The following is a 24,375-nucleotide window of genomic DNA, read 5'->3' as shown; positions in this document are numbered from 1 at the left end:
CCATGACTGACGTCGTCACCACGCCTGACTTGCCCACGCCGCTGGTACTGGCCGACCATCCGGCGCTGGATTTGCTGAACACCCGAATGATGGTCGAAGGCCAACGCCGCGATCTGCTCAACAGCGATGCCGACGCGGCGCGCTGGCTGGAGCAGATCGGTTTCGGTCTGGCGACGGAAGTGGCGGTGGGTGACGGGCAGTTGCTTGCCCGGTTGCGCAAGCTGCGCGACTGCATCGAGAGCCTGCTCGTCGCCCGTCGAGAGAACCGCGTGGCGGATCCGGCGGCGCTGAATGCCTTTCTGCAGCGGGTGGTGCCGCAACTGGTGTGGGAGGAGACGGGCGCGCCGGTGCTGGATCGCTTCCGTCAGGGGGATGCAGGCCATCAGCGTCTGGGCAGGCTCGCTTACGCCGCCGCGCAGTTGCTGGCAGAAGGCGATTTCAACCTGGTGCGCAAATGCGAAAGCCCCGAATGTTCATTGATGTTTTACGACCGAACCAAATCGCACAAACGACGCTGGTGCAGCATGGCGCTGTGCGGAAATCGGCATAAGGTCGCCGAGTTCCGCAAGCGACGTCAGGGTGTTCCGGACTGAAGGCCATAACCCTGGATGGTGCTTGCGGGACGGATCTCTGAGAGCGGCGATCAACTCGGTGAGCCAACCTGATGCGGCAAAACCCGTCCCAGCACCTGGGCTTTCTATTGTGTGCAGGGTTCGGATGGAATGAGGATGACCAGATCCGTATCACCTGTGTCGACACCCGCTTGTGAAAGCAAGGTCGTCACTTGTCCGCGGTGGTGGGTCTGATGGTTGAAGAAGTGCATGACCAAGCCATAAAAGCTCTTGTCAGCGGGCACTCCCTTCATGCTTGAGTACTTGAGAGTGTGATCCAGATCCGACTCGGTAATGGAGCGAGACCACTGGACAATGACCTGATCGAGCCACACTCGATGTGCCGACAGCTCGCGGATATTCGAGAACAGTAACTCGTTGAGATTCCTGGGGGCAGACAGCTGTCGAATCGGCTCCAGTGCCAAGTGGTTCGCCGGGTGCGCGGCGAATCGCTTGAGCCAGACAGTGTCCCCGGCCACCAAGTGATTCAGGGTCCCGAGAATGGAACCAAAGAATGCTTTCCTGTCCGCTGCGAGTTCTTCATCAGACAGGCTGTTGGCCGCTTGATAGATCTTTGCGTTCATCCACTCGTTGTAGGTCGCCATCAGGCAGGTATGGCGGGTGCGGCTCATGGTGTTCCTCCTTTCAGGCAACCCATATTGCTTTCGACGTCCTTATCAGGATAACTGCAGCCTTGTCCTGGCTTGAGGTGACGGCAATGTTTGATCTGACCTCTATCGTGACGTATGTAGCCGTCGTCATCGGTCTTTTTTTAATCCCGGGCCCCGCGGTGCTGCTGGTCATCACACGCACCCTTCAAGGTGGACGTAAAGTCGGCATTGCCACAGGGCTGGGTATTGCAACAGGAGACCTGATCCATACGTTGAGCGCAGCGCTTGGTTTATCGGCAATTCTGATGACCTCGGCACTCGCGTTCGATGTCGTGAAGACGGCAGGCGCCTGTTACCTGATCTATCTGGGCGTGCGTGCATTTTTTGCTGAATCCAGCACCACTGCGCGAACATCCTTGGCTGGCGTGACATTGCCCCAGGCTTTTGTTCAAGCGGTCGGCGCAGAGGTACTGAACCCGAAAACCGCCCTGTTTTTCCTGGCATTCCTACCTCAATTCATTCACCTGGAATCAGGCTCATCCTTGAGTCAGTTCGCGGTGCTTGGCTTGATATTCTCGGGGCTCAGCGCGGTCTATACCAGCGTCATTTCCATCACCATTCGTCCCTTGAGCCAGTGGGTCAAGGGCCTTTCAGGGTTACGTCGCTGGGAGGGGAAAATTATAGGAACGTTGTTTGTAGGGCTCGGAGTGAAGGTGGCTTTTCAGCAACGATAAGACGGGATTGACGACGGGTTGTTTCTGGCCGTTTTCTGCCTTTGGCGAAAGGCTGTATCCGACCGAGGCTGTGTAAAAACGTTCTCGACCAGTAACGGCGATCTGATTCGGGTCAAATAACGCGATCCCGCGCAAATTTCAGGTCTTGATTTGACCAGAACTCCGGCAGATTTCACGTAGCAACGCAGACCTAAAAAATGATGCAGGCGTTTTTACACAGCCTGGGCCAGAAGCCATTCACGTTTCGTCGGAAAAGTGTCTCTGAGCCACATTCGGGGGGACAATCGAGAGCGATCTTCACATCTCGATCATGTATGCCCTTAGGGCGTGGTCAGGAGGAAACCATGAGCAAACGCGACAAGCGTGGCAATCCTGTTTCCTATGGCGTGCAGGAGGCGATCGATGCTCTGGATAGCGCTTGCGACTTGCTGCATGCCTACCAGGCCGATCCTCTGGCGGCGGCTGACAAAATTATCGCGCAGCACCCGGATTTTGCGCTGGCCTACGCCTTTCGTGCTGGCGCGATTGCGACTGCGACCGACAAAGCGTTTGACTCAGAGCTGTTCAAAAGTTTGGACGCGGCAGAGCGGTTGGCGCCGAAAGCGAATGATCGCGAGCGGCAGCATATCCATGCCGTACGCGCTTGGTTCGACGGCGACTGGGAGCGGGCAATCGAAACCTGGGGGCGTGTTTCGATGGAGCACCCCCGCGATCTGCTGGCACTGCAATTCGCCCATTTGGGCGACTTCTATCTAGGTTACTCGCACATGCTACGTGATCGCGTGGCTCGTGTGATGCCGCGCTGGGATAACCAGACTCCTGGCTTTGGCTTTGTGAAAGGGATGTATGCCTTTGGCCTGGAAGAGGCAGGGGATTACCGGCAGGCCGAAGAGCAGGGGCGCGAGGCTGTTGCCTTGAACCCGCAGGATGGCTGGGCAGTGCATGCCGTCACCCATGTCATGGAAATGCAGGGCCGTAGCGAAGAGGGGGCCAAGTATCTTTCATCCAGCGCCAGTGCTTGGGCTCCCAATAGCATGTTTGCCTTCCATTTGTGGTGGCACCAAGCGCTATTCCTCCTTGAGGCCAATGATGTGGCGGGCGCGTTTCGTCTCTTTGATGAGGACATTTCAGCGGGTGGATTTGGTCAAGCGCTTGAGCTACTTGATGGATCAGCGCTGCTCTGGAGACTCTCTCTGCTCGGTCATGACGTTGGAGATCGGTGGAAAGGACTGGCCGAAAGATGGGAGTCCCGTTGTGAAGACGGCTTCTACGCCTTTAACGACGTGAACGCGATGATGTCATTCGTGGGTTCTGGAAACAGCCGTGCACAAACTCAGCAATTGGATACCCTGAAGCGGGCCGCTGCTGGCACTGGTACCAACGCCATGATGAGTAGAGAGATTGGTGTGCCGGCGTGCGAAGGGTTGGTGGCGTTTGGTCGTGGGGATTACGCCCAGGCTATAGCGTCGTTGATGCCGCTACGAGCCAAAGCCAACCGCTTCGGCGGTAGTCACGCGCAGCGTGATGTCTTCTCATGGACGCTGACCGAAGCCGCTATTCGCCTTGGCAACCGCACACTTGCCGAGGCACTGGTTGCCGAGCGCCTTGCATTGAAGCCTGAGAGCCCGATCAACCGCGCCTGGAAAATACGCGCGGGTCAATTTCAGCCGCTGCATGCGCGATAGCAGGAAGTCCGACCAATGATAGATCTATTTTCTCCGGGGCTTGCAGCAACCTTGTAGAAGCGGGCAGCTATGGGTCCAGGCTGTGTGAACACGCCAGTGATTGTCTAACCTTCTGATCGTCGAGATCGTTTCGGGGGCGATCATGAAGCGATTCATTGAAGGTGAGGCTCGGACGCAAGTCACCTTGCTGCCGGAGTGTCTGGACGATTACGTAGCTGAAGAAAATCCAGTGCGCGTGGTCGACGTTTTTGTCGATGAACTCGACCTGGGTGCACTTGGGTTTGTGGGTGTCGATCCTGCTGCAACGGGCCGTCCGGYCTACCATCCAGCGACCTTGCTAAAGATCTATATCTACGGCTATCTCAATCGGATTCAGTCCAGCCGCCGGCTTGAACGTGAGGCCGAGCGCAACGTCGAGTTGATGTGGCTGACGGGGCGTTTGGCTCCTGACTTCAAACCATCGCCGACTTTCGCAAGGACAACGGCAAAGCCATTCGCAGTGTATGCCGCCAGTTCGTAGTGCTTTGTCGCAACCTCAATCTCTTCTCTCAATCGATCATCGCCATCGATGGCAGCAAGTTCAAAGCCGTCAACAACCGTGACCGTAACTTCACCCAGGGCAAAGTGAAGGCGCGCATGCAACAGATCGAGCAGAGCATTGATCGTTATCTGGCGGCGATGGATTCGGCGGATCGGGCAACGCCCGAAGTGGCCGAGGCCAAAGCCGAGCGGCTGAAAGAAAAAATCGAAACCCTGAAAAAGCAGATGCAGAAACTCAAGGACATCGAGGCGCAGCTCCACGACAGTCCAGACCAGCAAATCTCCCTCACAGACCCAGATGCACGCTCAATGGCCACGAGCGGACGAGGCACCGGGACGGTTGGCTACAACGTCCAAACAGCTGTCGACGACAAGCACCATCTGATCATTGCCCATGAGGTGACCAACGTTGGTAATGATCGTGGGCAACTGAGCAATATGGCGAACCAGGTGCGTGAAGAAATCGAGGCTGAATCGCTAACGGTGGTGGCCGACCGAGGCTATTACAAAGGTCTGGAAATCCTTGCCTGCGAGCAAGCCGGTATCACTACCTTCGTACCGAAACCCCTGACATCAGGCAGCAAAGCCGAAGGCCGATTTGGTAAGCAGGACTTCATCTACGTTGCTGCATCGGACGAGTATCGATGCCCTGCGGGACAGTTACTGACCCGGCGGCATTCTTCGGTGGAAGACGGCATGCTACTGCACTGCTATTGGTTCTCGGGCTGCCAGTCCTGCGCAATGCACAAGCAATGTACGACGGGCAAGGAGCGTCGGGTAAAGCGCTGGGAACATGAAGCCGTAGTCGATGCAATGCAACTACGGCTGGAAAATGATCCAACGATGATGAGGCGTCGCCGACAGACCGTTGAACATCCTTTTGGAACGCTCAAATACTGGATGGGAAGTACCCACTTCCTGACCAAAACCCTGCCGAGGGTAAGCACCGAGATGAGCCTTCACGTGCTGGCCTACAACCTCAACCGAATGATGAGCATCTTCGGCATCGCAGAACTGCTTGAAGCGATCAGGGCGTGAATCCAGCCGCTTGATCGTCCGTGAGTGGCCGTTTCGGCCGCTGACGCGGCCCAAACGGCACTACAAACGCCGATGTAGCTGACTAGGGCAATTCGCGCTTCCGTCTGCTGGTTTCGCAGGCAACACGCGCAGCTCTCAGTTTTCGACGTATTCAGTGCGTTTTCACACAGCCTGGACCCATAACGGTCGCTCAAAACTTCTGTTCACTATGAAGGGAATCCCCCCCTACACGCGCATTCCCATCTCGAGTGCACGTGCCTCAAACCCCAACTCTGTGTACAGACGCGTGGCACGTGCATTGAACGTCCACACAGACAGCCTTATGTCTTGGGCGTTGTTCTCGATTGCCCAGTTTTGAACGAGTTGTACCAGGTTTCGACCAATGCCTTTCCCCCAAAAATGCTCGGCTACACACACCGATCCGATACGAACAATAGCCAGTGGTTGCATCAGCGGCCCGGAGCTTATCGACAGGCTGGCAGAAATGAAGGCTGCGGCCTGGTGACCGACATTCGCAATGAATACAACCTGACCCGGCTTCTCGAAAAAACTCATCCAGTGAGGAAGGTCACGCGAAAAATCTTGGGTGGCAGCTGCATAAATATCGGGACGGGCAGCGTGATGTACCGCGTTAAGCACCTGGCCCAACTCACAAATGGTCAGTGCATCCTCTACGGTTGCCGTTCGGTACGTAATGACTTCATCCATGATGCGCAACTCTCCTTGAATGTGTTGGTGCTCCGCAGGACTCCCGGTCTTTGTCTCATAGCGAGGAGGAAATTCCAATGACCGCTCCCGGCCGACTTCTGCGTGCCACGACCGGATGAAACCGACCCTAAGCGGCCTATCGCTACACACCATGCAGACAAACACTGGGGCTCTTAATGAGGCAAAAGCTTGGCTTCAAAATGCACCTCGATCGCGCCATTGCCTATAAACGCTGACGTCGACCCTCATTACCTCGAAATAGAGATCGATGTAATGAGGGGGACCAGGTCCCTTTCTGTCTGAAGATGTCCGGAGGGCCGTGAAATCGACGCCTGCCTGGGCGCCGCCAATCCAAAGTTGAGGTCATTGGCTGCCGTTCGATTGGGTACAGGAATCCATCGAGATGAGCGCGCGATTTACCGAGCCACTACGGAGCGCAGGGTCACCAAATAGTGAAGCTGCCCCTCCACAATGACGATCAATCCATTGCAGCTTACGAGCTATGCGGAAATCGTGCGCGTTCGGTAATAACTTGGAATTTCAGCTGCGTAAAAACTGTTTTTTGCTCTGCAACGTAGCATTCGGTAACGAATCGCACCGTGTTGGCGTACCCGCCTGTCCATAAAAGGCGTTCTCCAGACAAAAAACTTTCAAGCAGGCCTTAAGTTCAATAGTTGGCACAGTATCCGCATATATGTAACTAAGTGATTGTTGAACAATCATGGCCGCCCTTACTGCTTCCACCTACCGAGGATACGAACATGCAAAAAGGTCTGATGGGCAAGAAAACCACGCGCAACCTCGCGTTGACGATCGCCCTGGCTTGCGTGGCGCCGCTACTGTCTGCCGCAGAGATCAAGGGCACGCTCAAGCAGGGAGAGCTGTCGGTCGGTTCCGACCTGACTTATCCGCCCTACACCTATCTGGAGCAAAAGCAGCCAACCGGCTTCGACCCCGAGTTCATGCAGTTGATAGGCAAACAACTGGGGCTGGAGCCGCGCTTCCTCGACACTCGTTTTGCCAACCTGATACTGGGTGTCAATGCCCAGCGTTTCGACGTGGTCGCCTCGGCACTGTACGTCACCCCGGAACGCTCCAAGCAGGTAGATTTCCTCAGCTACCTGAAGACCGGCTCTTCGCTGATGGTGCTCACCGCCAGCGACTTCAGGCCACAGCGGCCGGAAGACCTTTGCGGCAAGCGCGTGGGCTCGATCAAGGGCGCGTCCTGGGTTCCCAAGCTCAACAAGGTTTCCACCGAATACTGCCTGGCCTCGGGCAAGCCGGCGATCGAGTCTCGTGAATTCCCTACCTCGCCCGAAGCAGCTCAGGCCCTGCTGGCCAAGGCGGTCGATGTGCAGATGGAGGATCCCGCAGTAGCCAAGATCACCGTACAAAAACTGCAGGGCAAAACGGTTATCAGCTCCAGCGAACTGATCTATCCGGTGGTCATCGGGCTGGCCGTGCGCAAAGGCAACCAGGCGTTATTGGGAGAGCTGACCACGGCACTTGGCCAGATCAAACAGAACGGCAGCTACGGTGAATTGCTCGCCCGCTACAACCTGGACGAACCGAATGCCGAGGAGATCAACGCGGCGCTGGGCACCACCACACACTGAGACATTGCGCCGAGCGCACCCGGTAGCCGATTCATCGATTCTTTCCAGTCTGTGGAAAAATCACAGCAACGCGGAGTAAGTACATGCAATTCGATTGGCACTACACCTTGGGCCTATTGTGGAACGGCGACTTTTGGCGAGCCGTGGCGACTGTGGTCGAACTGAGCCTGGAAACCTGGCTGCTGGGTATCGTCTTCGGTTTCTTCCTGGCCCTGGCGCGACAGTCGCAACGGCGTTTTCTGCGGGACGCGGCCAGCCWCTATATCTGGTTTTTCCGTAGTCTGCCGTTACTGGTTCTGTTGATCTTCGTCTACAACCTGCCCCAGGCGTTTCCTTCCACCAGTGCGCTGCTTTCMAATCCCTACTCGGCAGGCCTTATCGCTTTGGTACTCAGTGAAGCGGCGTATATCGCAGAGATCCACCGGGGCGGCCTGCTGGCTGTGGCCAAGGGTCAATTAGAAGCGGGCAAGGCCCTGGGCGTCGGCTATCGCGGCGTACAGCAACTGATCGTGGTGCCTCAGGCGCTGCGCGTCGCGTTGCCGACCCTGGCCAACGAATACATCACCATCGTCAAGCTGACCTCGCTGGTTTCGGTGATTTCGCTGTCGGAAATCCTGCTGGTCGGCCAACAGCTCTACACCCAGAACTTCCTGGTCATGGAGACCATGTTCGCGGTGGCCTTCTACTACGTGTTTATCGTCACGGTGTTCAGCCGCCTGTTGCGTCTGCTGGAAAACCATCTGGACGTGACCCTGCGCAAACCGAAGCTCATCGCCCCCGTCGAACTCGGGCAGGTGGCGACCCGGCGTGCTGCCGGCCAGGCCGAGCCTGGTGAGTTTGCCCTTCAGGCGCGGGGCGTGCGTAAGTCGTATGGCGAACTGGAGGTGCTCAAGGGCGTCGAGCTGAATGTGCGTTGGGGCGAGGTGGTGTCGATCATCGGCCCATCCGGCTCAGGCAAGACCACGCTGATCCGCACCATGAACGGCCTGGAAAGCCTCGACCATGGCGAAATCACTCTGCAAGGCCAACCCTTTCTGCGGGGCAGCAAAGAACCGCAAGGCGCCTTGGGTCACAAGGTGCATATGCAGGGCATCGTGCAGGTCGGGATGGTCTTCCAGGGCTTCAACCTGTTCCCGCACAAGACGGCCCTGGAAAACGTCATGCTTGCACCGGTCTATCACGCCCATGGTGGCGGCGATGATTTGCGCTTGTTGAGCCTGGCGCTGTTGCGCAAAGTGGGCATGTTGGAGCATGCCGGCAAATACCCGCACCAACTGTCCGGCGGCCAGCAACAGCGGGTGGCGATTGCCCGGGCGTTGGCCATGCGACCTTCGGTGATGCTGTTCGACGAGCCGACTTCGGCCCTCGACCCGGAACTAGTCGGCGATGTCCTGGCGGTGATCGAGGAACTGGCGCGCGAAGGCATGACCATGGTGATCGTGACCCATGAAATGAACTTCGCCTTCAGGCTCTCCGACCGGGTGGTGTTTATGGAAGGTGGCGAGATTATCCAGAACGCCGCGCCGCGCGAGATGCTGGAACAGCGAAGCGAGCGCATGACCAAGTTTCTCAAAGACGTACAACTCGCGTGAACGGAGGGAGTGCACGGTGAGTCAACCCAAGGAAAAAAGCCTGTCGCTGCCGGACCAGGTCGCCATCGAGCTGCGCGAAGACATCATTGGCGGACGCCTGTTGCCAGGCATGCCACTGGTGGAAAGCGAGCTGGTCAACGCCTACAACGCCTCGCGCAACACCGTACGCGAGGCGCTACACCAGTTGGGTCGCGAAGGCCTGACCAGCTATGTGCGCAACAAAGGCGTGATGGTGCGCCGAATGGGTATCGACGATGTGCGCGACATCTTCAAGGTCCGCCGCACTCTCGAATTGCAGGCGATCGCCGCGAGCAAACCGTTACGCGAGTACCAGTCCGATCTGATGCTCGATGCCATCGAGGCGGCGCAACTGGCCCAGGATCGCGAGAACTGGCAAGCCTTCGGTACCCACAGCCTGCGTTTTCACCAACACATCGTCGGCCTGATGCGCAGCCCGCTGTTCGACGAATTCTTCACCCACGTGGCGGCTCAGATGCGCCTGGTGTTTTCCAACGCTCCCAGCGAGGAAACGTTCCAGAAACCCTGGCTTGAACGCGACCGGCATATTCACGACCTGCTGGGCGATGGCCGCAAGAAGGAAGCCGAGGAAGCCATGAGCAGCTATCTCAACGACTCCGAACTCGTGCTGCTGGATATTCTGAGCAGCCGACCAAAACACTGAAGAGAGGATCCATCATGTACAAGGATTATCCAGCGGCCTACCAAGTCAGCAAGGGCGCCGCATTGCAGGTAGACAAAGCGTTCTATGACCGCGTGCGCGAAAGCAAGGAAGGCCGCACGCTGGTCGAGCAATTCGAAGTGCCGATTCGCACCGGCCGCGCCTGGAAGGTGCCGGCGGGGCATGTGTTTCGCGTGACCACGCCTGTGGGGCCGCAGGTCGGCGACTTCAACGTGTGGAGCGCCAACGATCCCCGCGAACGCATGTGGGCGGCCCGCACCCGTCAGTTGCAAGGCGCGCACGTCACCACCTACGACCGCTTGTGGTCGAACCTGCCGTTCCTGCGACCGATGGTCACCATCACCGACGACAGCCTGGCCGACTACGGCATCGACGAACATGGCGGCCGTTTGCACGACCTGCTCGGCACCCGCTGCGATCCTTACGTGAACAAGATGCTCACCGGCGAGGATTTCCATCACCATTGCCACTCCAACCTGACCCGCGCGGTGTTGCCGCACGGCCTGACCGAGTTCGACGTGCACGATGTGTTGAACATTTTCCAGTGCACTGGCCTCAATCACGACGACATGTACTTCATGAAGGCGTGCCCGGCGAAGCAGGGCGACTACCTGGAGTTCTTCGCGGAAATCGACCTGCTCTGCGCGCTGTCCACCTGTCCGGGCGGTGACCTGTCATTGCCGATGTGGGGCCCCGACGCGGAGGATCCGCTGAAGGTTTGCCGTCCTCTCGGCGTGGAAATCTACCGTCTCGACGATTCGCTGCTGGAGGGTTGGAAACAGCCTGAGCGCGCCGCTTATAACGGTAACCACGGCTTGCTGATTCCCAAGGCCGAGTGGGAAAAGTAAACACCGAGTCGATTGACACCCGGGATGTCCGCCTGCCCCGGGTGTCTTCGCAAGCTGTCGGCGGACGAATGTTCATGAAGGCGCGATGTTATTAGGTGAGAATTGAGTGAGCCGTTCCTGTCGATCCAGGGAAACAGTGAGCCACCGGTTTGAAGGTTGAGTCCTCTTGGTCATGGGGCCTTAGCTCTGTTGATGTTTTAGCAAATGGCAAACAGGTATTGTGGCACCGGAAAGTCCGTATTGGCTGATTTCTGCCTGTCACCAAGGGATGCAATCGACCCAAAAGAGACGCTCAGCAGCGTCTCTGGACTCCGGGCCTTTTTACTTGTCAGTAGGGTTTGTCGCCGATAATGGCCGCACGCTCCATCTTGCGATGGCAGGGCGGATAGTCCATCACTGCATAGTGCTGGGTGCAGCGGTTATCCCATATCGCCACGCTGTTTTTCTTCCAGCGCCAACGGACCTGGTACTCGGGGTTGTAGGCCTGGCTGATCAGGTACTTCAGCAGGTCGACGCCTTTTTGGTTGTAGTCCTGGCCGACACGCACACGTCCCTGGCTGTGGTAATTCACGAAATGCGTAGCGTAGGCATTGACGAACAGCACCTTCTCGCCAGTTTCGGGATGGGTACGCACCACCGGATGCTCGGCATCCGGATATTGCGCCTTCATCGCCAGGCGCTTTTCCTTTGGCATGGCGGCGGCGAAGGAAGAATTGAAGCTGTGGTTGGCGATCAGGCTGTCGATTTCCTGCTTCACATCTATGGGCAGGTTGTCATAAGCCAGCACCATGTTGGCCCACATGGTGTCGCCACCGGTCAGTGGGCATTCGATGCAACGCAGTACAGCGCCCATCGGAGGCGATTCACGCCAGGTGGCATCGCAGTGCCACGCATTCTCGTAGCGATCCGCCGGGTTCTCCGGGGTCTTGTAGATTTGCACGAGACCAGGGGCCTCCGGATGGCTGGGGAGCATCGGATGGGTTTCAAGCTGGCCGAGGCGCATGGCAAATGCTTCGTGATCGCGGCGCGAGAGCTTGTCCAGATCCTGGTCGCGCAGGAACAGCACCTTGAACCTCAATAGCGCCGCGTAAATTTCATTGAACAATTCATCATCGCGTACTGCGTCGCCCAGGTTCACGTTGAGCAGTTCCGCGCCGATGGCACAGGTTAGTTGTTCGACTCGCATGGCGTCTCCGTTTCGATGGTTTATGGCCGGACCGTGGGCGGGGCAGGTGAAATCGTGCCTTGATACACGGTGGCGCTTTTTATTGTTGATCCAGTCTTTGCGGGTTCGGTGAGTGGGGATACGCGTGCCCGGCATACGCTCTGGCCCGATCGGCAGAGCGATTGCGGCCTCATGGTAGATTGCTCGAGAGCGCCGTCATGGGCATTGCGGGACAAATTCTTCGCGTATTGGGACGCTGGTTGTGCAACAACATCTAGCGAGTTCGAATTTGCAGGAATGCGCGCAGTGGTTGGTTCTTCGAGGGTGAGCAGCGCGAGCATGCCCAAATTGGAAGGTGTCTCGTTTCTGCGTCAGGGTGTACCGGGATTCTCCTGTCCCAATATCACAATATTGCGTCCTGAAAAGCTGAGTGCAAGGCGCCCTCTGAGGACTACCTTCAAGCCGACTACTGAAAATAGATGGAGGTAGAAAGTGGATGCACGCACTGCAATGCGCATTGGTCAACCCTGACCGCCGAATCCCTGCTCAAGAACGTTCTGCCGGGCAACGGCATGGCCCTGGCCATGTAGATGCACTCGCGTGCGGGCTTTGTAGACACTATCGCTCGCCGTCCGGCTACACGCTTGATAACAACAATAAAATAAAGACCTCGAGGAGGCTGCATGGCCTTTCACCCAATCGCCGCCGACGATGACGATGCTGGTTGCGTCAGCGTTGCGCGCCAATATGCCTGGATCGTTTTTGCACTGACGTTCGGCCTGTTGATTTCCGATTACATGTCGCGTCAGGTGCTGAACGCGGTATTCCCCCTGCTCAAGACTGAGTGGGCGTTGAGCGACGGACAGCTCGGTCTGCTCAGCGGCATCGTTGCCCTGATGGTCGGCCTGCTGACGTTTCCCCTGTCGTTGCTGGCTGACCGTTTCGGCCGGGTCAAGAGCCTGGCGCTGATGGCGTTGCTGTGGAGCGTGGCGACCCTGGGTTGCGCGGTGGCGCAGGATTACCAGCAGATGTTCATCGCGCGGTTCATGGTCGGTGTCGGTGAGGCAGCCTATGGCAGCGTCGGCATCGCGGTAGTGATCTCGGTGTTCCCCAAACACATGCGCGCGACCCTGACCAGTGCCTTTATGGCCGGTGGTTTGTTCGGCGCTGTTTTAGGGATGGCCCTGGGCGGCGCCATTGCGGCCAAGTTGGGCTGGCGCTGGTCGTTCGCCGGCATGTCGCTGTTTGGCCTGGTGCTGGCGATGCTGTATCCGCTCATCGTCAAGGAAGCACGTATTGCGCCGCCACGTGCCGCGCCAGTGGCGAACAGGGCAACGGTGGTGGTCAAGCGTCCGCTGCGCACGCTGTGGTCCAGCCGTTCGGTGGTGTCGACCTACATTGCCAGCGGCTTGCAGTTATTCGTGGGCGGCACGGTGATGGTGTGGATTCCCAGCTACCTCAATCGCTACTACGACATGCCCACCGACAAGGCCGGTGGCATGGCGGCGAGCATCGTGCTGTGCAGCGGTGTGGGGATGATTGTGTGCGGCATGCTCAGCGATCGGCTGTGTCGTCACTCGCCGGAGCGCAAGGTCAGCCTGGCCATCGGCTTCTGCCTGGGCAGTTGCCTGTTGCTGTCGGCGGCTTTTGCCTTGCAGGCGGGGCCGGTGCAACTGGCGCTGATCTGTCTGGGCATGTTGATTGCCACCGGCACCACTGGCCCCGCCGGTGCGATGGTTGCCAACCTGACCCATTACTCGGTGCACGGCACGGCCTTCGCCACGCTGACCCTGGCCAACAACCTGCTGGGGTTGGCACCGGGGCCGTTCATCACCGGTCGGGTGTCGGACCTCATCGGTCTGCATGCGGCATTTCAATTGGTTCCATTGATCAGCCTCGTGGCGGCGGCGGTGTTCTTTTATGCCAAGTGTCATTACCACAAAGATATCGCCCGCCTTCAGGGGCAGAGCGTGCCTGAGTCCATCAGTGAAGTCGGGTTAGAGGTGAAATTGTGAGTCGCCGTTTACATCTCGACCTGTGTTTCATTTTCATTGGGGGCTGATCGGCAGATGCCGCTGGGAGGGAGCGCGAGGCTCCCGACCTGTATCACAAGCACCTTTTTTTGCGGCGACTGTACCAGCAGTCGCCGTTTTTTTTTGCCGTGTGTTCAGAATGGCTTGGAGGCGGCAGCGTCCGAACCGGACTGTTTCTGCGCGCTGCGCCACACCGCCGGCGGCATGCCGAACTGGTTGATGAACCAGCGGGTAAAGGAGCTCGCCATGGTGAAGCCGAACATGTCGGCAATATGGCTCAGTGAGTGGTTCGGGTTTTCCAGATAACGCAGTACCAGGGCGCGGCGCACGTCGTTGATCAGGTCGCTGAAGGCACAGCCGTGGTCCTTGAGGCGACGTTGCAGGGTGCGCACGTTCATCCCCTGGTATTGGGCGATCTGCTCTATGGTGGCGCGGCCCATGGGCAACAGCAGGTAGATGGCCTTGCGCACTTCGAACAGCGTCGAGGTACTCTCAGGGTTTTGCAGCGAGTCAAGGTAGCTCTGGGCATGACGGGCCATGGTCGGGTCGGCATTGAAGTTGATCATGTCGAGGCAGGCGGCAGGGCAAACGATGCCATTGAACTCGCTGCCGAATTCCAGGTTGCAGCCGAACACCCGCCGATGCAGGTACAGGTTGTCCGGCGGCTGGTGCATGAAGTTGACGCTGTAAGGGCGCCAGTGCGAGCCGAGCAGGGCAGAGCACAGACCGAATGTCACGCCGATCGCCAGTTCCGTGGCCTGGCGACTGGGCATCGGCGACTCGGTGACCATCTCCTCACGAATGATCACCATCTTGCCGCTCTCTTCAACGAAGATGGCCAGCGAGTCGTTCATCAGATGACGGTAGCGCACCATGACCTGCAATGCTTCGCGCAGGGTGCGTTGATGACTGAGCAGCAAGCTGACCACGCCGAAGTCCGAAAGCTGGCGCGACTCCGCCATGCTCAGGCCGAAGGTCTGGCAACCGCTGGCGGTGGCCGAATCTTCCAGCAAACGCACGGCGGCATCGATGGGGATGCGGGATTCGGGGTCTTGCAGCTGAGCCTTGTGCAGGCCTGCGACTGCCATGACGTCGTGCGGGTCGAATCCCAGGTCCTGGGCAACGTCCAGGTATTTGGTCAAAACGGCGGCGCGAACAAGCGTGGGCATGTGTAGGACTTCCCTCGGCCGATGGTGACGTTTCATGAAGATGTGTTGCGCGATCAGGCGCTGCTCTGATGACTTTTGCGCTGCTCCCGGGGCGATCCCGGTGGAGGACTGCAAGTAGCGCGATCAGATTCAGGATCGTATTTTTTGCATCACCATCGAATTGGTTGCTGGACCCGAATTCACAAACCGCTGGAGCCATCAAGGATCCAGGATCCCGGGCGGTCTACGTGTATCCGGTAGGTGTTGTGGCCCCCATCAACAGAGCAGGGGCCACTGACCCATAGTAGGCTGCACGAGAGCAATGCAAGGAGCATTGTGGGACAGAATCTTCGCGTATTGGGACGCCAGCAGCGGGATGGCGGGGTCAAAAACGTCGGGTACGGGAGGCTCAGGCAACGTGGCTGGCCAGCAGGCTTGAGTTGCCCATGAACCTGTTTTTTTATTCAGTCGATAGGGGCCCGGATGCCGTCTTGCTCGCTCGGTAGGAGACGGCCCAAGCCGAGGGTGTCTTGCCAAAACGGCTGCGGAACCAGCGTGAAAAGTCACCGGCAGAGGAAAAGCCGAGGAGTTCGGCGACTTCATACAATCGGCGCTTGCTGTTGGCCAGATACTCTTCGGCAAGTTCGGCGCGTACAGCATTGATGATCGTCGTGACACTCTCTCCCTCGGCCGCCAGGTGTCGGTTAAGGGTGCGTCGGTGCATGCCAAGATGCTGGGCCACGCCATCGACAGAGCACAGTCCGCTTGGCAGCAGCATCTTGACGATCTGGCGTACCCGCTGCGCCGGTTCGTCGCGCAGGTTGGCCAACTGCATGTCCAGCGATCGCTTCACCTCGCGATGCAATGCGGGGTCGGCCGTGGGAATGGGCATGTCCAGGTCGCGCCTGCGGCAAACGATGGCATTGAACTCCTGGGAAAACTCGATAGCTGTTCCCAACACGCGCTGGTGCACTTCAAGGCTGGAAGGTCGGTCGTGAGTAAAACTGACCCTTACCGGCCGGAAGGTATGGCCGCTCAGGATGCTCAACGTCCGAAGCATAATACCGGTCGCCTGTTCAATCGCCTGGCGCCAGACGCCACGATGGCCCTGCATGTTCACACCCACATGCAGCAGGGTCAGGTCGCCTACATCCTCAAGCCACAATTGCACACCGGCGTTATGCAAGCGCGTATAGCGAAAGCAGGATTGCAACGCTGCGCGAAGTGTTGGCTCTTCGCGGATGAGTAGTGCGAGCATGCCAAAGTTGGAAAGGTGCCTGGTTTCCGCGAGCAGCAGCCCGAAGGCGTCCTGACCGGACAGGCGGGCGGACTCCTCCAGCAGCCAGCCTACCGAATCGCTGCTGATCATGATGTTCGGATCGTCGAGGACACTGGCCGGTAGCCTGGTCATGCGCAGCATGCGAAATGGATCGAGCCCCACTGAGCGGGCAACCTGCTCAAAGTCGGTAAGGCTGGCGCTTCGCGTCAAGGTATACATGCTTTGCCTCGTGTCCCAGTTTCACCAGATTGTGTCCTGAGAAGCTTAGTGCAGGACAGCCGCTCAGGGCTACCTTCACGCCGACAATGACAACAATGATGGAGGTAGATAATGGACACGCGCACCGCTACAGGTATCGGTCAGCCGCTCGCGGCAAGGGCGCAGGTGGACGCTGACGATCCTGATGCATTCAACCACTGCTTTGCCGAACTCAACGGCATTCGCATGCATTACATCGACGAGGGGCAAGGTCCTCTCGTCATCCTGCTGCACGGTTTTCCTTATCTTTGGTACATGTGGCGGCACCAGATCGCGGTGTTGGCCGAGGCCGGTCATCGAGTCGTGGTCCCCGATCAAAGAGGGTTTGGCCAAACCGATCGACCCGATGCCATTGAAGACTATGACATGAGTCAGGCCGTCGGCGACATGGTCGGCTTGATGGCGACGCTGGGCGAAACATCCGCGGTGATCATCGGGCACGACCTGGGCGCCTGGGTGGCCCAGGCGGCGGCCATGCTGCGGCCGGATCTGTTCCGTGGCCTGGTGATGCTCAATACGCCGGTGCCGCCGCGCGGCAAGATCAAGCCGACCATAGGTTTGCAGGCAATGGCAAAGGGCAGGGTGTACCACCACCTGTATTTCCAACAGCTCGACAAGCCGGACCGCGAGTTGGCCAGCGATCCGCGCAAGACCTTGCGCAGCGTCTTCTACTCGATCTCCGGCAGCGCTGTCGGGGCTGAACGCTGGCGCCTGTTCGTCGAGCCTGGTGAGCCCATTCTCAACGCGTTCACTGAGCCGAAGGGCGAGTTCCCGTCATGGCTGAGCGCGCGGGCGCTCGACTACTACGTCGCTGAATACACGCGCACAGGGTTCACCGGTGCCTTGAACTACTACCGTTGTCGCGACCGGAACTGGGAGATCACCGCGTTTCTCGACGGCGCGGTGGTACGCCAGCCGAGCCTGTTCATTGGTGGTGCCGCCGACCCTTCGCTCGAGCCGATGGAAATCCGCGGTCTCTACGAGCAACTCGACACCTATCTACCCGGACTGCAGAAGAAAGTGCTGCTACCTGGCGTGGGCCATAGCGCCGCTGAAGAGAGCGCGGATCAAGTCAATGAGTTGCTCCTGACGTTTCTCGAGCAGCTGGAGCGCTAGCAACGAGTGCACTGTGCGTGGTCGCGATCACTCGCGGCCACGCACAGTGCATGCACTCGTTCAGCCGGCAGCCTTGACCATCAGATGATCACCGAACTGCTCCCGCAGACGGTTCTTCTGGATCTTGCCCGTAGCGCCCAACGCAATCGTGTCGACAAAGATCACATCATCCGGCGTCCACCATTTCGCGATCTTGCCTTCATAAAACGCGAGCAGCTCTTCCCGCGTCAGTGTCGCTTGCGGCTTCCTGACGACGATCAGCAATGGGCGTTCGTCCCACTTGGCGTGTTTCGCGGCAATGCAGGCCGCCTGGGAGACTGCCGGATGGGCCATCGCAATGGTTTCCAGTTCGATGGAGCCTATCCATTCGCCACCCGACTTGATCACATCTTTGCTGCGATCGGTGATCTGCATGAAGCCATCGACATCGATGGTCGCCACATCGCCGGTTGGGAACCACCCTTGACCTGCGTGCTCGAGCAGCGGCGAACTGTTCGCTTCGTTCCTGAAATAATCGCGCACCACCCATGGCCCACGCACCAACAGCTCACCTGAGGTTGCGCCGTCCCAGGGCAATTCCATGCCTTCGGCGTCAACGATCTTCATGTCGACGCCAAACACCGCTCGGCCTTGCTTGGATTGCACGGCATAACGCTCTGCCGGGGACATTTCGACGTGCCTGGCCTTCAGGGCGCCGACGGTTCCGATAGGGCTCAGTTCCGTCATCCCCCAGACGTGCAATACCGCTACACCGTAGGTTTGCTGAAATGTGTGCAGCATGGACGGGGGGCAGGTGGCGCCACCAATGATGCTGCGTTTCATGCTGGAGAATTGCCGGCCGGTTTTTTCCACATGGCCAAGAAGGCTTTGCCACACGGTCGGGACACCCGCGGACAGTGTCACCTGCTCGGCTTCGAGCAGTTCGAACAGCGATGCTCCATCCAGGGCAGGTCCGGGAAATACAAGCTTCGCCCCGACCATGCACGCGATGTACGGAAGTCCCCAGGCGTTGATATGGAACATCGGCACAACGGGCAGGATCACGTCGTGTGCCGAACAATTCAGGGCGTCCGGCAGCGCGGCCGCATAGGTGTGCAGCACCGACGAGCGATGACTGTACAAAACCCCTTTCGGGTTGCCCGTCGTGCCAGAGGTGTAGCAGAGCGTACTGGCGGCATCCTCGTCGAAAATCGGCCAAGCGTAGTCAGGGGATCCCTGTTGAAGGAGATCTTCATAGCACAGCAAGTTGTCGATGCCGGCGTCTTTGGGCATATGCGCCTGATCGGTCATGGCGACGAACGCTTTGACCCTATTGCAGCGCCCGGCGATGGCCTTGATCAGCGGCAAGAAGGTCAAGTCGAAGAAGATGTACTGGTCTTCGGCGTGATTGGCGATGTAGGCAACCTGGTCTTCATGCAGACGAGGGTTGATGGTATGCACAATGGCACCCATGCCGGCAACGCCGTAGTACAACTCCAGGTGCCGATAGCCATTCCATGCCAGTGTGCCGATCCGCTCGGAAGGCTTGACGCCCAGGCGGGTCAGCGCGCTGGCCAGCTGGCGCGCGCGGCGGTGGCAGTCACGGAAGGTGTAGCGATGGATATCGCCCTCCACTCGACGGGATACGATCTGCGTATCGCCGTGATGGCGGTCGGCATGTTCAATGAGTGAGGAAATCAAAAGCTGCTTTTGCATCATCAGGCCTTTCATGGCATCGCTCCGTTCGCTTGTCTGTGATCGGGGAGCGAGCAGGCGGCCAGGCCCGGGTCAGATTTCGCGTCAAGACCGCGACCCGACACAGCCTGTTTCCCTCCCCTGAATGATTGCTATCCGGTAACTGGCCCGGTCGCCCCTTGAACCAGAGGCGCCGGGTTTCCCCATGAAATCCGGATCAGTTGAATGCCGTCAGGTCTTTCGGCGCGATGTCATGTTGCTCGCAGTAAGCAAGATAACGTTGCAACCCGGTCTTCCAGTTTTCCAGCGCGACGATGTTGTCGTTGCCGTCCAGGAACGCCAGATCGCCAGTCACTTGAACCAGCATGAGCGAATACCCGTCTGCGCTTCCTGTGCTGACGACTTCAGGTGTGTGAGTCGACGCGGCCGTCTCGTAGACGATGCTGCCGGGGCCGGCGATCCAGTCATGCTCCTTGTATTTCCACTGGCCTTCGATCGTGTAGACCATCACCGTGCCTGTGTGGTGGTGCTTGGGCAGTTGCATGTCCAGCGGCGCCTTCATCATGACGATCCATTCGCCGCGGATCGGGTCAAGCTTGAAGTACTTCAGCAGGACGTTTTCGGCATAGGGCGTAAAGGGAATCCACGGCAGCGATTCGCCATCGATGACTGCGGTGTCGACGTGTTCATAGAGCATGTCATTTCTCCAATGATGCGGTTCAGATCGAGTTTTCGTCGCAGCCAGGGCCGCCCGACAATTTCTGCTGGTCGGGTGCCCCGGTTTATCTGGGGGAGGCTGTTCGGATCAGGTGAGCGGGGTACCCGCGAGGGTGGCGCGCAGCATCTTTCTGGGTGCATTGCCGTAGTCAGCCACCGCGTAGTGCTGGACTTGCAGGTTGTCCCACATGGCAACCGTGTTGGTTCGCCACTTCAGACGTACCTGGTACTCAGGAATGGCGGCCTGAGACATCAGATAGTTCATCAGATGATGAGCCTCTGGCATGAAGTCCTGGCCGTAGCGGATATCCTCGAAGTTGAAGAAGTTCGAGAAGTGGGTCGTGAACGCGGAGTTGACGAACAAGACCTTTTCGCCAGTCTCTGGATGGGTAAGCACTACCGGGTGCTCAGCGGCGGGGTTCTTCGCGGCCATCGCATGACGTTCTTCGCGTGGCAACTGGGCGCCAAAGGTCTGCTCGGCACCATGTTTTGCGTACAGGCCGTCGATTCGTTGCTTGATGGCCTGCGGCAGGTTTTCGTAAGCCATCACCATGTTGGAAAACAGGGTGTCGCCGCCAGCCTCCGGCCCCATCTCGCAACGCAATACCGCTCCGCGGGGCGGGGCCTTCTTGTAGGTGACATCGGCATGCCAGAGGTTTTCGCGGCTGGCCTTTTCAACATAGCTCTTGGGTTTGCTCAAATCGAGATTGCGATACAGCATCAGCAGCTTGTCCGCCTCCGGATGGCTCGGCGCCAGGGGATGGGCTTCCAGCTCAGCGAATTGCGCGGCGAAGTGCTGTTGCTCCAGGGGGGTGATGTCCTGATCGCGAAAGAACAGTACTTTGTGCTTCAACCACAGCGCCCTGATTTCTGCGATCAGTTCGGGGTCCTGGGCAGCGTCGGCCAGGTTGACGTTGCTGAGCTCGGCACCGATGGCGGGGGAGCAAATCTGCACCTTGATCGAATGCTGGCGCACTGACGACCGGATAATGGCGGGTGCCGAGGGGGTGATAGGTGAAGGAGCGTCTTGGGTTGCGGCGACTTTTGTCATTGTTGTCTCCAATCCGTGCTGTACGGCGGTGCGCAATATGTGCATCCGCTATAGGTAACTGCCTCCTGCTGATTGGGCAGGGGTGGCGGTCCTATAGTAGGTATCCCGGGCGCGACGCCATGGGCGTAGCAGGACAGTTTCTTCGCATATTGGGACGAAGAGCCGAGTCCATGACTGGAAGGGATGACGGCCACATCAACTCGTCGATTGGCTTCCTGGCTCCTTTGATCACTGCCGTTTTGTCATGGCAATAGCCTGTCGTTCGCGGAGCGATGTGCAGATTGAAGGTGGGGTGGCGGTGATAGTCGAGAACTTGCAAAGAGAGAGAGGGAATGCCTTTGTTAAATCTGGTCGACAGGTCCAAGGGCTATTAGTTCACGAGTGTGACCATCACTTGTCTGTATTTTCCAAAGGAATCATTAAGTTACTCAGTGGTCATAGTTACGGCTGAACGTTGTCCGGATGAAAATTTCCAGCCGCCATAACCATTCAATACCCCGACGTTTTGGACGTTCCTATGAATCGCGCAGTCATCACGATCCTGGCCATTTTCAGTTTCTTGTTGTTGGGAGGCTGTGGCCCTCACTGGGATGATGGAGAAAGGTACGGCCGATATCACGACCATGATCATCGACGTGGTTACGACCAACGGGATGACGATGATCAAGGTTATGGCCGCCACTATGATCGTCGTAACTATGATTCTCGTAACTATGATCGCGATCACCGTCGCTACCGCGATCGCGACGACAACGACGACTGATGCATTAAACATCCTGGAAGGGTGGGGCGATTCAGAGTCATAGCGGTGAGCGGGCGCTCTGTTTTGCGAAAAATCATCGGGCGTCTGCTTTTGACCATAACTGCCGGTCATTTGTGTTTATAAAATCAGGTGGTGATTCACTTTTCCCATTGGTTCAAAGCCAATACAGGATAGCAATGGACCACAACCAGCCGATGCTGAGGGTGATAGTAAGGTAGATCACCACAAGCATCAGAGGTTGATTCCACATGACACACCTCCCATAACCGCTGCTTTTACATTGGTGCCTGGTAAGTTGGGAGCTCGTATGAGCAATAACGCAATAATCAAGCCATTTGAGTGAAAGACGCTTGTCCGCAAGCCTTGGGCTTTTAGCGCTACGTTCCAGGCTACTTCCTTCAGGCGTAAGCTGACCCTAAATCTCCCCCCCAAATATGGGATTCCCCACATGTGGAGGAACATTCGTCCGAATGTCACAGCATCCGCGCTGCTCCTGGATCGGCGGGCACTTCATCGAGCCAAACGAGCAGAACACACAGCAGTCACCGGGATTTGGGCGTAGCAGAGTCCTGCAATTGCCACATTCGTAGAAATACTGACAGGCATCTGTGGGCATGGCTTCCTGCTTGGCGAAGCTGCAATGCGGGCAGGTCAGCACGGATTCGAGGATGACGGGACTCATGGTTGCCTCATTTGTGCACGGTGGAGGGATAGCCCGCATTCGTCGTCGCTTTGGTCAGCGCCTCGGGATCGGCTTTATCGGGGTCATAGGTGACGATGGCCACTTTCTCGGCCAAATCGACCTTGACGGTACTCACGCCGGGCAGCTGCTCCAGCGATCTCTTGACCGTGATCGGGCATACCGCACAGGTCATGTTCTGCACGTCGAGCCTGATGGTTTCTACTGGAGCGGCCATCACGGATAGGGACAAGGCGGTGAGTGCGGCGATCAGCAGTTTGCGCATGGCGAGGTTCCTTCAATAAAACAGTCGGGCAAGCCACGGAACGGCCAGCAGGCCAAGTAGTAGCCCGGTGACGATCCAGAACACGGTCCGCTGACGTGTAATAGTGCGCGGACTGCAGGCCGTGCCCGCTGCGCAGACCTGTGGCATCAGGTAGAGCTTGCGAAAAGCCAGCCCGAGAAACAGTAGCGTCAAGCCGATGAAGAGGGGCCGGTATGCTTCCATTGCCGTCAGGTTGCCGATCCATGTGCCGCTGACGCCGAGCGCCAGCAGTACCAGTGGTCCGACGCAACACACCGACGCACTGATAGCGGCCAACGCGCCCGCGATCAGTGAACTTTTGCCGATTTGTTGCGCCATCGTCTTCTCCATTGAATCGAACTAACCTAGAGTGACTTTACACTCCGTACCTAGGTACAGAATCAAGAGACGTGTGATGGCGACAGGAATGAGTATCGGCAAGTTGGCGCAAGCTGCCGGCGTGAACATCGAGACTATTCGCTATTACCAGCGACGTGGCTTGGTGGATGAGCCGCCAAAGCCGCTCGGCGGTTATCGGTGCTATCTACCGGAGCAGGTCAAACGGCTGCGCTTTATCAAACGGGCACAGGCGCTGGGATTCACGCTGGATGAGGTGGGCGCACTGCTGACACTGGATGCGGCCTGCAGTTGTAGCGAGACTCGGGCACTGGCCGTGCGCAAGCTGGCCCTGATCGAGCAAAAGATGGCCGACCTTGCAGCAATGCAGCAGGTGCTGGGCGGACTGGTGCGGCAATGCGATGCAAGCGGCGGCGGGGCCGTATGCCCTATCATCGATGCGCTGGACAGGGAGTGATGCCGGGTTGCAGGGCACCCTGCATAGGCGTCAGGCCAGCACCCCGTGCAGTGTACGCAGGGCCGGGCGTGCTCGCTCTGCCATTCACAGCTTGTAGCCAATCTGCCGCAACAGGTTCTTGCGCCACAGGATGTCTTCATCGCCTTCAATGTCTTGGGCACAGAAGCCATCCACTACCCCCAGGATTGCTCGCCCTTGTTGCGTCTCGGCGAGAATCACTTCGGTTGGATTGGCTGTTGCACAAAAAATACGGCATACCTCTGGAACCATCTTGATGGTGTTCAACACGTTCAGCGGATAGAAACCGTCGCCCAGGAAAATGATGAAGCTATGGCCTGCAGCGATGGCTTTCGCATTCTTCTGTGCCAGTTCGATCATTGAGGTATCGGTGCCAGACCATCGCACCAGGCATTTGCCAGAGGCTTCACAAAAAGCCACGCCAAACTGGATACCTGGCACGGCATTAACCAGCGCTTCGTGGATGTCCTCGACGGACTTGATGAAGTGCGTCTGACCCAAAATGAAGTTCGTCACATCCGGCTTTTCGATTTTCAACGTGATGAGTTGCATCTCAAACGCCTCCGTTCACGATGTTGCTACCAGAAACTGGCAACAAACCAAGCATAGCTACTCATTGGTTATTGCTCCGTCCACTGACGGCTTCTGGCCGATTTCTGCCTGTCCCGACGGG

General features: G+C 58.0%; 23 protein-coding genes and 1 pseudogene. 12 read left to right on the top strand and 12 right to left on the bottom strand.

Going from position 1 to position 24,375, the window contains the following annotated elements; all coding sequences use genetic code 11:
• The first annotated feature begins 2 nt into the window (after positions 1-2).
• Complete coding sequence (locus tag AC1DVE_RS13325; protein WP_223456329.1) at positions 3-593, top strand: CGNR zinc finger domain-containing protein; 591 nt, start codon at positions 3-5, stop codon at positions 591-593.
• A 104-nt stretch (positions 594-697) separates the two neighbouring features.
• Here the strand turns inward: AC1DVE_RS13325 and AC1DVE_RS13320 are convergent, their stop codons facing one another.
• A complete protein-coding gene (locus AC1DVE_RS13320) occupies positions 698-1,243 on the bottom strand; it encodes a DinB family protein (RefSeq protein ID WP_223456328.1) in 546 nt (181 codons plus the stop codon).
• A gap of 86 nt (positions 1,244-1,329) precedes the next feature.
• Between AC1DVE_RS13320 and AC1DVE_RS13315 the strand changes: the two genes are divergently transcribed.
• The 3 genes and pseudogenes from AC1DVE_RS13315 to AC1DVE_RS13305 all read left to right on the top strand — a co-directional run bounded on the left by AC1DVE_RS13315 (position 1,330) and on the right by AC1DVE_RS13305 (position 5,219).
• On the top strand, positions 1,330-1,956 hold the full coding sequence (locus AC1DVE_RS13315; RefSeq protein WP_223456327.1) for a LysE family translocator: 627 nt from the start codon (positions 1,330-1,332) through the stop codon (positions 1,954-1,956).
• 344 nt (positions 1,957-2,300) lie between these two features.
• Entirely contained in the window at positions 2,301-3,641 is a 1,341-nt protein-coding gene (locus AC1DVE_RS13310; protein WP_223456326.1) for a tetratricopeptide repeat protein, read from the top strand.
• 142 nt (positions 3,642-3,783) lie between these two features.
• Positions 3,784-5,219, top strand: a pseudogene (locus AC1DVE_RS13305) (IS1182 family transposase).
• Positions 5,220-5,444: 225 nt separating this feature from the next.
• Here AC1DVE_RS13305 and AC1DVE_RS13300 read toward each other — a convergent pair.
• Positions 5,445-5,927 carry a GNAT family N-acetyltransferase gene (locus AC1DVE_RS13300; protein WP_223456324.1) on the bottom strand — a complete coding sequence of 161 codons (483 nt, stop codon included), beginning with the start codon at positions 5,925-5,927 and terminating at the stop codon, positions 5,445-5,447.
• A 761-nt stretch (positions 5,928-6,688) separates the two neighbouring features.
• Here AC1DVE_RS13300 and AC1DVE_RS13295 point away from each other — a divergent pair.
• The 4 genes from AC1DVE_RS13295 (at position 6,689) to AC1DVE_RS13280 (ending at position 10,683) form a co-directional block, all read left to right on the top strand.
• Entirely contained in the window at positions 6,689-7,543 is an 855-nt protein-coding gene (locus AC1DVE_RS13295; protein WP_223456323.1) for an ABC transporter substrate-binding protein, read from the top strand.
• Between the two features lie 83 nt (positions 7,544-7,626).
• Complete coding sequence (locus AC1DVE_RS13290; protein WP_477783966.1) at positions 7,627-9,135, top strand: amino acid ABC transporter permease/ATP-binding protein; 1,509 nt, start codon at positions 7,627-7,629, stop codon at positions 9,133-9,135.
• Between the two features lie 16 nt (positions 9,136-9,151).
• Positions 9,152-9,817, top strand: a complete 666-nt coding sequence (locus AC1DVE_RS13285) for a GntR family transcriptional regulator (RefSeq protein ID WP_223456322.1) — start codon at positions 9,152-9,154, stop codon at positions 9,815-9,817.
• Between the two features lie 14 nt (positions 9,818-9,831).
• Positions 9,832-10,683, top strand: coding sequence for an urea carboxylase-associated family protein (locus AC1DVE_RS13280; protein WP_223456321.1), 852 nt, complete (start codon positions 9,832-9,834; stop codon positions 10,681-10,683).
• Between the two features lie 328 nt (positions 10,684-11,011).
• Here AC1DVE_RS13280 and AC1DVE_RS13275 read toward each other — a convergent pair whose 3' ends face one another.
• Positions 11,012-11,869: a TauD/TfdA dioxygenase family protein gene (locus AC1DVE_RS13275; protein WP_223456320.1), complete on the bottom strand. Its 858-nt coding sequence runs from the start codon at positions 11,867-11,869 to the stop codon at positions 11,012-11,014.
• A 662-nt stretch (positions 11,870-12,531) separates the two neighbouring features.
• On the opposite strand from AC1DVE_RS13275, the gene AC1DVE_RS13270 reads away from it, so the two are divergent.
• Positions 12,532-13,863, top strand: a complete 1,332-nt coding sequence (locus AC1DVE_RS13270) for an MFS transporter (RefSeq protein WP_223456319.1) — start codon at positions 12,532-12,534, stop codon at positions 13,861-13,863.
• A gap of 152 nt (positions 13,864-14,015) precedes the next feature.
• Here AC1DVE_RS13270 and AC1DVE_RS13265 read toward each other — a convergent pair whose 3' ends face one another.
• Both AC1DVE_RS13265 and AC1DVE_RS13260 read right to left on the bottom strand, forming a co-directional pair.
• Positions 14,016-15,050 (bottom strand): AraC family transcriptional regulator, encoded by a 1,035-nt coding sequence (locus AC1DVE_RS13265; protein ID WP_477783965.1) that lies wholly within the window; start codon positions 15,048-15,050, stop codon positions 14,016-14,018.
• Positions 15,051-15,489: 439 nt separating this feature from the next.
• On the bottom strand, positions 15,490-16,527 hold the full coding sequence (locus AC1DVE_RS13260; RefSeq protein ID WP_223456317.1) for an AraC family transcriptional regulator: 1,038 nt from the start codon (positions 16,525-16,527) through the stop codon (positions 15,490-15,492).
• A 111-nt stretch (positions 16,528-16,638) separates the two neighbouring features.
• Here AC1DVE_RS13260 and AC1DVE_RS13255 point away from each other — a divergent pair, with 111 nt between their 5' ends.
• A complete protein-coding gene (locus AC1DVE_RS13255; protein WP_223456316.1) occupies positions 16,639-17,682 on the top strand; it encodes an alpha/beta fold hydrolase in 1,044 nt (347 codons plus the stop codon).
• A gap of 60 nt (positions 17,683-17,742) precedes the next feature.
• On the opposite strand, the gene AC1DVE_RS13250 is transcribed toward AC1DVE_RS13255, so the two are convergent.
• From AC1DVE_RS13250 to AC1DVE_RS13240, 3 genes are all read right to left on the bottom strand, one after another.
• Complete coding sequence (locus AC1DVE_RS13250) at positions 17,743-19,392, bottom strand: 3-(methylthio)propionyl-CoA ligase (RefSeq protein WP_477783964.1); 1,650 nt, start codon at positions 19,390-19,392, stop codon at positions 17,743-17,745.
• 181 nt (positions 19,393-19,573) lie between these two features.
• Positions 19,574-20,053, bottom strand: coding sequence for a 2,4'-dihydroxyacetophenone dioxygenase family protein (locus AC1DVE_RS13245; protein WP_108217363.1), 480 nt, complete (start codon positions 20,051-20,053; stop codon positions 19,574-19,576).
• Between the two features lie 108 nt (positions 20,054-20,161).
• On the bottom strand, positions 20,162-21,034 hold the full coding sequence (locus AC1DVE_RS13240; protein ID WP_223456358.1) for a TauD/TfdA dioxygenase family protein: 873 nt from the start codon (positions 21,032-21,034) through the stop codon (positions 20,162-20,164).
• 607 nt (positions 21,035-21,641) lie between these two features.
• Between AC1DVE_RS13240 and AC1DVE_RS13235 the strand changes: the two genes are divergently transcribed.
• Positions 21,642-21,887, top strand: coding sequence for a hypothetical protein (locus AC1DVE_RS13235; RefSeq protein ID WP_223543519.1), 246 nt, complete (start codon positions 21,642-21,644; stop codon positions 21,885-21,887).
• A gap of 415 nt (positions 21,888-22,302) precedes the next feature.
• Here the strand turns inward: AC1DVE_RS13235 and AC1DVE_RS13230 are convergent, their stop codons facing one another.
• Genes AC1DVE_RS13230 through AC1DVE_RS13220 form a run of 3 tightly spaced genes read right to left on the bottom strand, consistent with a single transcriptional unit; the run spans position 22,303 to position 23,209 of the window.
• The gene (locus AC1DVE_RS13230; RefSeq protein ID WP_223456313.1) at positions 22,303-22,569 is read right to left on the bottom strand and encodes a GDCCVxC domain-containing (seleno)protein; all 267 of its coding nucleotides are present in this window, start codon (positions 22,567-22,569) and stop codon (positions 22,303-22,305) included.
• Between the two features lie 7 nt (positions 22,570-22,576).
• On the bottom strand, positions 22,577-22,852 hold the full coding sequence (merP, locus tag AC1DVE_RS13225) for a mercury resistance system periplasmic binding protein MerP (protein WP_223456312.1): 276 nt from the start codon (positions 22,850-22,852) through the stop codon (positions 22,577-22,579).
• Positions 22,853-22,864: 12 nt separating this feature from the next.
• Positions 22,865-23,209 carry a mercuric transporter MerT family protein gene (locus AC1DVE_RS13220; RefSeq protein WP_223456311.1) on the bottom strand — a complete coding sequence of 115 codons (345 nt, stop codon included), beginning with the start codon at positions 23,207-23,209 and terminating at the stop codon, positions 22,865-22,867.
• Between the two features lie 76 nt (positions 23,210-23,285).
• Here AC1DVE_RS13220 and merR point away from each other — a divergent pair, with 76 nt between their 5' ends.
• Positions 23,286-23,684, top strand: a complete 399-nt coding sequence (merR, locus tag AC1DVE_RS13215) for an Hg(II)-responsive transcriptional regulator (protein ID WP_223456310.1) — start codon at positions 23,286-23,288, stop codon at positions 23,682-23,684.
• Positions 23,685-23,768: 84 nt separating this feature from the next.
• Here the strand turns inward: merR and AC1DVE_RS13210 are convergent, their stop codons facing one another.
• Positions 23,769-24,254, bottom strand: coding sequence for an adenosine-specific kinase (locus AC1DVE_RS13210; protein ID WP_223446770.1), 486 nt, complete (start codon positions 24,252-24,254; stop codon positions 23,769-23,771).
• Between the last annotated feature and the right edge of the window lie 121 nt (positions 24,255-24,375).

Source organism: Pseudomonas sp. P4_B4 (assembly GCF_056402255.1).
This window is presented reverse-complemented; position numbering and strand designations above follow the sequence as displayed.